10 protein-coding genes and 1 pseudogene are annotated in these 9739 nt (G+C 64.4%); 3 read left to right on the top strand and 8 right to left on the bottom strand.

Annotated features, from left to right (window positions below; genetic code table 11):
* The 3 genes and pseudogenes from VKP01_RS01950 to ccmB all read left to right on the top strand — a co-directional run.
* A pseudogene (locus tag VKP01_RS01950) lies at nucleotides 1-205 on the top strand (YggS family pyridoxal phosphate-dependent enzyme); the annotation flags it as partial.
* A gap of 56 nt (nucleotides 206-261) precedes the next feature.
* Nucleotides 262-963, top strand: coding sequence for a heme ABC exporter ATP-binding protein CcmA (gene ccmA / locus VKP01_RS01945; protein ID WP_324409952.1), 702 nt, complete (start codon nucleotides 262-264; stop codon nucleotides 961-963).
* Nucleotides 960-1628 carry a heme exporter protein CcmB gene (gene ccmB, locus VKP01_RS01940; protein WP_324409951.1) on the top strand — a complete coding sequence of 223 codons (669 nt, stop codon included), beginning with the start codon at nucleotides 960-962 and terminating at the stop codon, nucleotides 1626-1628. The genes ccmA and ccmB overlap by 4 nt, the downstream gene beginning before the upstream one ends.
* 588 nt (nucleotides 1629-2216) lie before the next feature.
* Here the strand turns inward: ccmB and VKP01_RS01935 are convergent.
* From VKP01_RS01935 to VKP01_RS01900, 8 genes are all read right to left on the bottom strand, one after another.
* Nucleotides 2217-4208: a hypothetical protein gene (locus tag VKP01_RS01935; RefSeq protein WP_324409950.1), complete on the bottom strand. Its 1992-nt coding sequence runs from the start codon at nucleotides 4206-4208 to the stop codon at nucleotides 2217-2219.
* Nucleotides 4208-5716, bottom strand: a complete 1509-nt coding sequence (locus VKP01_RS01930; RefSeq protein WP_324409949.1) for a ferredoxin reductase family protein — start codon at nucleotides 5714-5716, stop codon at nucleotides 4208-4210. Before VKP01_RS01930 ends, VKP01_RS01935 begins: the two co-directional genes overlap by 1 nt.
* A gap of 177 nt (nucleotides 5717-5893) precedes the next feature.
* Nucleotides 5894-6598, bottom strand: coding sequence for a DNA polymerase III subunit epsilon (gene dnaQ / locus VKP01_RS01925; protein ID WP_324409948.1), 705 nt, complete (start codon nucleotides 6596-6598; stop codon nucleotides 5894-5896).
* 50 nt (nucleotides 6599-6648) lie between these two features.
* The gene (gene coaE / locus VKP01_RS01920) at nucleotides 6649-7272 is read right to left on the bottom strand and encodes a dephospho-CoA kinase (RefSeq protein WP_324409947.1); all 624 of its coding nucleotides are present in this window, start codon (nucleotides 7270-7272) and stop codon (nucleotides 6649-6651) included.
* Between the two features lie 4 nt (nucleotides 7273-7276).
* Entirely contained in the window at nucleotides 7277-8137 is an 861-nt protein-coding gene (locus VKP01_RS01915) for a shikimate dehydrogenase (protein WP_324409946.1), read from the bottom strand.
* A gap of 25 nt (nucleotides 8138-8162) precedes the next feature.
* Complete coding sequence (locus VKP01_RS01910) at nucleotides 8163-8801, bottom strand: Maf family protein (RefSeq protein WP_324409945.1); 639 nt, start codon at nucleotides 8799-8801, stop codon at nucleotides 8163-8165.
* Nucleotides 8798-9175 carry a hypothetical protein gene (locus VKP01_RS01905; RefSeq protein ID WP_324409944.1) on the bottom strand — a complete coding sequence of 126 codons (378 nt, stop codon included), beginning with the start codon at nucleotides 9173-9175 and terminating at the stop codon, nucleotides 8798-8800. The genes VKP01_RS01910 and VKP01_RS01905 overlap by 4 nt, the downstream gene beginning before the upstream one ends.
* A 118-nt stretch (nucleotides 9176-9293) precedes the next feature.
* The coding region (locus VKP01_RS01900; protein WP_324409943.1) for an amidase family protein at nucleotides 9294-9739 on the bottom strand (446 nt) is incomplete at its 5' end.

The raw sequence follows: 9739 nt of genomic DNA, 5'->3' as shown, positions 1-9739 counted from the left end.
CCTCGCGATTGACGGGCTGATGTGTATCCCGCCTTTCGACGAGCCCCCTTCGCCGCACTTCGCCTTTCTGCGCGAGATCGCCCAGCGCAACCATATTCATGCCCTGTCGATGGGGATGAGCGCGGATTACGCGGCGGCGATCCAGCTCGGCGCGACCCATGTGCGCATCGGCAGCGCCATTTTCGGCGCACGGGATACCAGGTGAGCGGTGATCCGGCAAACGCTCCCGCAGCGGATCGCAGGGGCGGGGCCGGCGCGGCCCTGCACCTGTCGGTGCACGATCTCGCCTGCCGGCGCTCGGGGCGGCTCGTTTTTGCCGGGCTCGGCTTTGATCTCGGCCCGGGTGACGCGTTGCTTGTGACCGGGCGCAACGGGGCGGGCAAATCGACGCTGCTCGCCATTCTCGCCGGTCGGCTGCGCGCGGCGGGGGGGCGAGTCATGCTCAACGGTGCCGGCGAGGCGACCCTGCCGGAGCAGCTGCACTGGATCGCGCATCGCGACGGCTTGAAGACGGCGCTGAGCGCGCGCGAGAATCTCGCCTTCGCCGCAGCCATGCTCGGTGAGGAACGCTTCGCGCCCCATGACGCGCTGGAGCGTGTCGGCCTGCCGCATGTGGCCGACATGCCGGTTGCCTATCTCTCCGCCGGCCAGCGCCGCCGGGTCGCGCTGGCGCGGCTTCTGGTGGCGCATCGCCCGATCTGGCTGCTCGACGAGCCGACCTCGGCCCTCGATGCCACCTCGCAGGAGATGCTTTATAGCCTGATGCGCGAACATCGTGCTGCTGGCGGTATCATCATCGCGGCAACGCATCTGCCGCTGCCCCTCGACGACGCGCAGAGCCTCGCCATCGCCGCGCCGCCACCCGCTTCGAGCGCGAAAGGCGCTGCGGGCGCGCAGGATTGGGATGATTGGGAGATCGGCGACGTGTCCGGCGCCTCCGCAGTCGGGAGGGCCGTCCCGTGACCCGTGCCTTCTTCGCCCTCCTCGCGCGCGATCTGCGTCTCGCCGCCCGGATCGGCGGATCCGGCGTGATGGGGCTCGTCTTCTTCCTGATGATCCTGACGCTGGTGCCCTTCGCGCTGGGGCCGGACCTCAACCTGCTCGCGCGCATCGGCCCGGCGATCCTGTGGATCGCGGCGGTGCTCTCGACGCTGATCGGGCTCGACCGGCTGTTTCAGGCCGATGAGGAAGACGGCTCGCTGGATCTGATCACCGCCTCGCCCCTGCCGATGCCGGCGACAGTGCTGGCCAAGGTCGCGGCGCACTGGCTGACGACGGGCGCGCCGCTCGCCCTCGTTTCGCCGGTCTTCGGCCTGCTGGTGGCGCTCGACGGGATCGGCATGCTCGCCGTGGCTGCGACGCTGTTCGTGGGCACGCCGGCACTGACCTTCATCGGCGCCGTCGGTGCGGCGCTGACCGCGACGATCCGGCGCGGCGGGCTGATCCTCTCGATCCTGGTCCTGCCCCTGATGATCCCCACCCTTATCTTCGGCGTTTCCGCCGCCAATGCCGCGCGCGGCGGCACTGTGCCCTTCACCACGCCCTTCCTGATCCTGATCGCCATCACCCTGATCAGCGGACTGATCGCAACCATCGCGGCGGCTGCGGCGTTGAAGCAGGGAGAGTGAACCTTCCGTGGCGCACTGATTCGCGCGGCCTAAGAATCTGTTATGTGTTCGGTTTTACGATCTGAATATGTTGGTCTGGTAAGCGAGGAGACATTGTGATGCGGCCACATGCGGTAACAATCGTGCTACATTGGCATGCATTGCAACGGGTTTTGCTGGATCGGCGTCATCGAATGGCGTAAGACACGCCTGTTACGAATTGCGCCGTGCTTTTGCGGGACGGCGCTTTCTGCTTATGGGATTATCGAATATGAATCGCAATTGGGTATCTGACATGGAGCGGCAACGCTTCCCAAAGGACGAGCGGGACAAAGCGGACGAACTCTTTCGCGCGATCGGGATGGATCCGGAGATATATATGTCCTATGCGCGCGCTCAGGTCGTGCGGGTTAATCCGCCCAGATTTGCTGATGATCAGGCGGAGTGCGGCCATGCGGGCGACCATCCGCATAACGACCGATCTCAAGCGTCCTGACGCCGGTTTTCGGTCGAAGTTTTCAGGTCCCGATTCTTCGAGTTTCAATTGCCTTCCGCCAACCGAGCGGACAACGGGGCGCGTCAGGCGCCCCGGGAATATGGCTTAACGTATCAGATGGAATTCAGGATCGACTGATAACTCGCATGCCCGGGTGCCAGCATGATCGGCATGTGATTATGGTACCGCCACGCTGCAGCCAAGGGCGTCTTGCGTCCGTCGAGTGTCGCTTCCGTCGCCTCTTCAGCCGACAGTGTCAGCAACAAGGCTGCAGCCCCTTTCGGAAGATGCAGGGAGCTGACGCTGTTCACATCGTCCTTCCACAATGCCACGGCACTATTCGGGTTCCGGCGCCCCATCTGGTTGACGCGCGTGATGAGCCCCCGAGAGGTGAGTGTCAGTACCGCGCAACCGGGGTCATCGGCGAGTGAGGTCGCGTAGCGGGCGGACCAACGGCTTGCGATCTGCGCACCGTCCATCAACAATACGAAGACCAGATTGGGCCCGACCGAGCGCACCGCGCTGTGGCAGGGTTCACTGCGCGCGAGATCCTCACAGATCAATGCGCTGAACACAGATTTTTCCCGGAAGGCCATCAGCCCGACTTCGCGGGTATTTATCAGCATATCCTCCCACCACAGCTTGTGTGGATCGAGTGCTGAAGCGAGGCCGTATTCATTAATCTGATGCTTGTCGAGACGCCAGCGGTGATGCTTGGCGCGCGAATAAGTCAGCGCCTTGCGTTCATCATCCTTCGCGTGCGCGAATGTCGTCGTCAGTACGAAATTGCCCTTTGCTCCGGTGCAGTCGGAAGAGGAACCGGCGACGATGAACTCGACATGCGGTGCGTAGACCCGGATCTGACGAACCAGTTCGGCATAGGTTTCCCAGTTCAGGGCGTATTCGGGAAATACAATCCCATGCACCGCGCCGCAGTCACGCTCGGCTTTCCGGACCAGCGCCAGGGCGAAGTGGGCGACGGCGCTGGTATCCGTTGGCAGCCAGGTCTGACTGACACCGAACCAGCCCCAGCCGTTTCGGGGCGCGTCCTGATCCTGTATGTCAGGCCTGAAATCAGAGGCAGCGATCTCATAGGGATACGGAATCGCCAGGATATTCAGAGCTTTGCCATCGGGCTCCGGTTCCCCGACGGGATGGAACCAGTGCATGTTGACGCTGCCACGTGGAGGTAACAGCGCGAGATTGGCCGACAAGGTTCGCATGGTACAGCCCACCGCCGGTGTGCGCGATTTCGGCAGAACACGAATGACGTACGGATTGACGAGAATGCATACCGTATCGGTATAGGCCACATAGCGAAAATGCTTGCTGTCACCCTTGATCGCTTCAACGGGTGCTTTTCCAGTGCCGTTGCTGCGTTCCGCCTCACCATCGTCTTCGACATCGTCGTCGAGCACGACAACGCGTGAAAACCGGTCGAACCAGCCGCGCCTGGCATTGAAGCCGAGATTGTGGCAGGCGTGATCAGCAATAATCAGGAGGGCGAGTACCGCGCGCCAGAATCCAACGTCCGGGTCCTCCTCGGAAGTCGTGTCGAGAAGAGGCCTGTCCGCATTTGCGACGATCGTATTCCAGTAGACTTGTACGGGTTTCGAGACTTCGGCGTTCCAGCGCTTGATAATTGTCTCTGAGGCGCCGTTGTTCTGGATGAAAGAGTGGAATATGTCGGCCCATTGCTGACCGATCGCTTGGCATTTTTCCTTTTGGTCCGACGGGAGCGAGAATACAGAATTCGTGGTGCCTCGGCGTGATCCGTCGGGAGCAATTCGGCGATAGGCGTCGCCGCGTTCGAGCAAATAAGCCGATGCAGCGAAAAGATCGCTGGGGAACATCGGGAAATGATCGAGGCCGCTCGCGCCATGTGCAGCCTGCGCATTCTCTTGCGAAGATTCATCGGTTGTTCTCTTTCCGCGCGTCCCATCCGGAAACAGGCGCTCGAGAACGCTTTTGATCGTGGCGGCGCTGAAGCTGGGGGAGAAGGAGGCGGGCATCGATTTTCTTTGTTCTGGAATCTGGACACATAACACGTCCCAGAATAGCACATGAATCGCGATTCGCGCCAGAATTGTTACACGTTCATCCATCAGCCCCGCAAGGCAAAGACCAGCGTGCCCGCCAGCAGCGCGACGCCCAGCGCGCGGAAGCGCCAGCGCTGGGCAATGTCGAGGCGCGAAAGCGCGCCCTCGTCGTAATCGAAGCGCTCGTAATGCACATTGTCCGGGTCAAGGCCGAGATCCATCAGCGTGTCGGCGGTGCTGGTCATGAAGGCGGTGGGGCCGCAGGCCATGGAGAGTGTGCGCTCCGGGTTCAGGCCATCCAGCGCGCGCGTGAGCAGCGCCGCATCGACGATGCCGTTCTCGCCGTCCCAATCCGCCGGCGGGTGGTCGAGCACGAACCAGACCTTCAGGGCGAGATGCGCGCGCATCGCCTCGATCTCCTCGCGCCCGACCAGCCGGTCCTGCGTTCCAGCGGCGACGATGACGCGGATCGGGCGGGTCTCGCCGGCGCGGGCGAAATCCCGCAAGAGCCCCATGATCGGGGCGATGCCGACGCCGCCGGCCAGCAGCAGGATGGCGTCGGCTTCGTTGTCGTCGGCGGTGAAGGCGCCGTGGGGCCCGTCGATCCCGGTGAGCGTATCGGGGGCGAGTTCGCCGATGCGGTTCGTATAATCGCCCGCCTCCTTGATGATCAGGCGCAGATCGCGCTCGCGCGGGCTTGATGCGATCGAGAACGGGTGATCGAACAGGCTCTGGCGGCGTGGCGCCGTGGCGAGCCAGACGAACTGGCCGGCGCGGTAGGAGAAGGGCCGCCCGTCCACGCGATGGAAGGTGAGCTCCCACAGGCCGCGCGCCTTCTCGATATTCGAGACCAGCCGCCAGGGATCGCGCCGAAAGGAGAGACCCCGCCACAGATGCACCACCACGAGGCTCGACAGCGCCAGAGCTGCCAGCGCATACCAATAGACATGCATCGACAAGGCGCTGGCATAGGTGCCCACCGCCAACGCATGGGCCACACCGAATCCGACCGCCAGCGCGCCCAGCGCCGCATGCAGGCCGCGCCAGGTTTCGTAGGGCATGCGCACACGGTCACGCAGCACCGCGAGCACGACGATCATGATCACGGCAAGCCAGGCGATCAGCCCGGTGCGGGCGCGCTCGCCCAGAAACATCATGCCGAGCCGGTCGAAACCGCGTGCAGGATCGGCGAGGAAGGTCGGGACGGTGTAGAGCAGGGGATGCAGGATCACGGCGATCAACAGGATCCGCGCCGCCCAGCGGTGAAAGGCGATGGAGCGGTCGATGCCGATACGGCCGCTGAGACTGCGAAACCGGCCGGAAGAGAAGAATTGCAGCGCCATCATCGCCAATCCGACGATGCCGAGCGCGGTTGCCGCTTCACCCCAGGCATGATTGGGCGGGATTGGCACGGAAGCGGCCAGGGCAAGTCCGGCGGCGACGACGACGAGATAGCCGAGTGCAAGGGCGCGCCCGCTCAGGCCGACCATGGGTGCCGTCGATACCCGGTCATCCGGGGAATTAACCGGCGCATCCTGTGCTGAACCTTGCTGGTCGCTTAGCGGATCCGCCATTATCGTCTCCGGATTGAAAGAACCATCGCCGCGCCTGCCCGGAGGAATCCGCGCTCGCATCGCCGTCTCCGGCGATCGCGTGTATTAGGGCATGCGTGGGCGCGGCTGTTCAACCCCCAAGACTGCTTAACCCGCAAACCGTCACGGGAATGGCCTGTGGCGCAGCGGGAACCGTGTTCAATTGCCGGCTACATAATCGCGCCAGATCGGCTCGCCCTTGAAATCGGCGAGGAAACGGGCATGCGCCTCGCGTTCTGCATCGGTGAGGCGCTGCGGGGGAATGCGGCGCTCGCGCGGGGCGCCGGCGCGCGCCTCGGCGCCCAGAACTTCGGCCCGGGCCTGGGTCACGGCAAGACCCAGATCAGTCTGCTTGCCGCCGATCAGCTCGATATAGACTTCCGCGAGGATCTCGGCGTCGAGCAAGGCGCCGTGCCTCGTGCGTCGCGTATTGTCGATATTGTAGCGGTTGCACAGGGCATCGAGATTGTTGGGCGCGCCGGGATGCTTGCGTCGCGCCATGGAGAGCGTGTCGAGCACGTCTTCCATGCGGATGAGGTCAAGGCCGATGCGCCGGAACTCGGCATTGAGAAAGCCGACATCGAATGGTGCGTTATGGATGACGAGCCGCGCGTCGCGGATGAAGGCGGCGAAGGAAGCGGCGATATCGTTGAAGAGTGGCTTGTCGGCCAGAAATTCATCCGACAGCCCGTGCACGGCGAGCGCGCCGGCGGATACGGGGCATTGGGGATTGATATAGACGTGGTAACTCTCGCCGGTCGGGATGTGGTTGATCATCTCGACGCAACCGATCTCGATCACCCGGTCGCCCGCCGCATGGTCGGTGCCGGTGGTTTCGGTATCGAGCACGATCTCGCGCAGCATGGTCTCTCTCTCCGGTTTCCGGCTCACCCGATTTGCGGTAATTCTTGCAGTTATCCTTGCGATGACCCTGGCACCCCCGCCCGCCCGTCCCGGCCTGCGAGCGCACGCATGATATCGCGAACCTGGACCCGCGCGGCAGAGATGCCGCGGCTCGTATCCACAATGAAATGCGCCCGCGCGCGCTTCTGCGCATCTGGCAATTGCCGCGCCAGGATCTGCTCGAAACGCTCCGGACTCATCCCCTGGCGCGCCAGAACCCTCTCGCGCTGTACCGCTTCCGGCGCGCTGACCACCACGATGGCGTCGCAATGGCGCTCGCCCCCGGTCTCGAAGAGCAGCGGAATGTCGAGTACGGCGACGGGGGCGCGGTGAGCGCGCGCCCGCGCGAGGAAGGTATCGCGCCGCGCCGCCACCAGCGGATGCACGATCGCCTCGAGCCGCTTCATCGCGGCATCATCGCCGATCACCCGCTCGCCGAGCAGCGCCCGGTCGATGCGCCCCTCGCGTACCGTACCGGGAAAGGCGGCCTCGACAGGAGCAACGGCTTCCGCGCCATAGAGATCATGCACTGTGGCATCCGAATCATGGACGGGGCATCCTGCTTCGCGAAACAGATCCGCCGTGGTGGATTTGCCCATGCCGATCGAACCGGTGAGGCCGAGCACGAATGTCATGATCTCATCCTTTGCCGGCTACAATGTCGGTCTCAACCAAGGCCCGCAGCGCCGGCGTGACCTCCGGGCGAACCCCGAACCAGCGTTCGAAACCGGGTACGGCCTGATGCAGCAACATGCCGAGACCATCTACGCAGGCCAGTCCGCGCGCCCGCGCCATAGCAAGAAACGGTGTTTCCAGAGGCACATAGACGATATCGCTGACGATGGTATCATCGCGGCAATGCGTGAGATCGAGGGGCAGGGGCGGTTGCCCCTTCATGCCCAGAGAGGTGGTGTTCACGATCAGCCCGGCTTGCGGAAGGAGTTCGGGGATCGCGTCGAAACCGTGGACGCTGAGCGGATTTTCATCTGATAGATAGCCGGCGAACAGTTCTGCCAATGCCTCGGCCCGCCCGCGCGTGCGATTGACAAGGCGGATCGGCGAAAGCCCGCGCTCGATCAGCCCCGCCACCACGGCCCGCGCCGCTCCCCCGGCCCCGAGCACAATCGCAGACCCGGCGCGCGCGGCCCAGTCGGGTCCGCATCGGGAATCGAGATTGTCGAGGTAGCCGGTGATATCGGTGTTGTCGCCCCACAATATACCACCCTCGCGCCACAGCGTATTCACCGCGCCAAGGCGCCTTGCGCGTTGCGTCGCCTGCACCGCGCCGGCAAAGGCGGCTTCCTTGTGCGGGATGGTGACGTTGCCGCCGACGAAGCCGTCTTCGTGGAAATGCGCAAGAAACGCTGCGAAATCATCCCGCGCCACATCCAGCTTCTCGTAGGAACCGTTGAGCCCATATTGCGCGATCCAGTGATTGTGGATCAGCGGTGAGCGCGAATGCGCAATGGGATGGCCGACCACGAAGGCCTTGCGGGTCATCGTCTTCTCCTCATGCCGTACAGCCTCACAGTGCCAGACAGCCTTCATCGCGCAAAGCCGCGAGCAGCGGCATCAGCGGCAGGCCGAGGATGGTGGAATGGGCGCCCTCGACCCGCGTGAACAGATGGATTCCCGCCCCTTCGAGCTTGTAGCCGCCCACGCTCGTCAGCGCGTCCTCGCCTGCCAACGCACAATAGCGCGCAATCTGCTCCGGCGTGAGTGCGCGCATGGTGAGCGTGGCGCTGTCGACGAAGCTTACGAGCGGCTTCCTGCCGCGCCACAGGCTCACACCCGCATGCAGGCGGTGGCTGCGTCCGGAAAGCTGGACGATCTGGTCGTGCAACGCGTGCATGTTGGCGGGTTTGTGCAGGATGATCTCGCCGAGCGCCAGGGTCTGGTCGGCGCCGATGACGATCGCCTGCGGATATCGATAAGCAAGCGCCTCCGACACGTCCCGCGCCTTGGCCTGTGCGAGATGCAGCGCCAGCTGCGCCGGATCCGCGCCCTCCGAGCACGCCTGCACCTCGGCGGCGCGCTCGTCGATCGCGGCGGGGCGGGTGATGCAGGAGAGACCGGCTGATGCGAGCAGCGCCTTGCGTGTGGCGCTGCCCGATGCCAGCACCAGCGGATGCGGATCGCGCCACAGGGCGCCGGGATCGCTCACGATGTGCCTCCTGCGGGGTCATGACCGTTCGGCAGACCGGGGCGCGGCGATGCTGATATCACCGTGTCCATGCGCAGGGAATCGATCATGGTCGCGCGCACGGCCTTGCGTTCCGCGATCTGTGCGAGCAGCTGTTCGCGGGTCGACTTGTTGGAGCCGTAGGTAACGATTCCGACGAGAATTGCCGTTACCGCGACGACGAAGACGAGGCCGTCGAAGCGCAGGATGCCGAAGATGAAAGCGGCGAGCGCCGCTGCGCCGCCGATCATGCCGATCCGCGCCGCGATCATCACCTTGCGGCAATTCTCGGCGCGGTCGGCGAGATCGATGATCTCGTCTTCGATTCTCGCGATCCGGTCGCCGATCTCCGCCATGATCCGTTCCGCTGCATGCTCACCGTCTGCGCCCAGCGATACGCGTTTGCGCGCGCGGGTTCAATCACCTTGCCGCATTCATCCCGGCCCATCTGCGACGTCGCGTCGCGCGATCGGATCAATGCCGGATACGCGGTACTGAGAGCCGCTCCCAGGGGCGCGCGCTCTCGAAGGCGCGCGCGGCGGCGAGGACGCGGGCATCGGCGAGCATCGGGCCGACGATCTGGAGGCCGATCGGAAGCCCGGCCTTCGAGAGCCCGCAGGGCACGCTGGCGGCGGGTTGCAGGCTGAGATTGAAGGGATAGGAATACGGCGCCCAGTTGAGCCAGTCGTCGCCGAAACGGCCGTCCGGCGGCGTGTTGTGCCCCGCCTCGATGGCAGTGGTGGCCAGGCTCGGCGTGAGCAGCAGATCGTAGCGGTCGTGATAGGCGCCCATGGCGGAGAAGACGATGTTGCGCGCGCTCGCGGCCATGACGAAATCCGCCGCCGCGATATCGCGCCCCTTCAGGGCGATGGCGAGCATGCCGGGATCGAGTTCCTCCCAGCGCGATTCGGGGATGGTGC

The sequence above is a fragment of the Saliniramus sp. genome (assembly GCF_035311605.1).
Taxonomy (GTDB): domain Bacteria; phylum Pseudomonadota; class Alphaproteobacteria; order Rhizobiales; family Beijerinckiaceae; genus Saliniramus.
The sequence above is the reverse complement of the archived record's forward strand: the minus strand, read 5'-3'. Positions and strand labels throughout refer to the sequence as shown.

Bases quoted from the DNA above. Each gene is read 5' to 3' on its own strand.
- VKP01_RS01935 (WP_324409950.1), bottom strand. From the start codon at position 4,208: ATGGATGAACGTGTAACAATTCTGGCGCGAATCGCGATTCATGTGCTA.
- VKP01_RS01930 (WP_324409949.1), bottom strand. From the start codon at position 5,716: ATGGCGGATCCGCTAAGCGACCAGCAAGGTTCAGCACAGGATGCGCCG.
- dnaQ (WP_324409948.1), bottom strand. From the start codon at position 6,598: ATGCTGCGCGAGATCGTGCTCGATACCGAAACCACCGGCACCGACCAT.
- coaE (WP_324409947.1), bottom strand. From the start codon at position 7,272: ATGACATTCGTGCTCGGCCTCACCGGTTCGATCGGCATGGGCAAATCC.
- VKP01_RS01915 (WP_324409946.1), bottom strand. From the start codon at position 8,137: ATGACCCGCAAGGCCTTCGTGGTCGGCCATCCCATTGCGCATTCGCGC.
- VKP01_RS01905 (WP_324409944.1), bottom strand. From the start codon at position 9,175: ATGGCGGAGATCGGCGACCGGATCGCGAGAATCGAAGACGAGATCATC.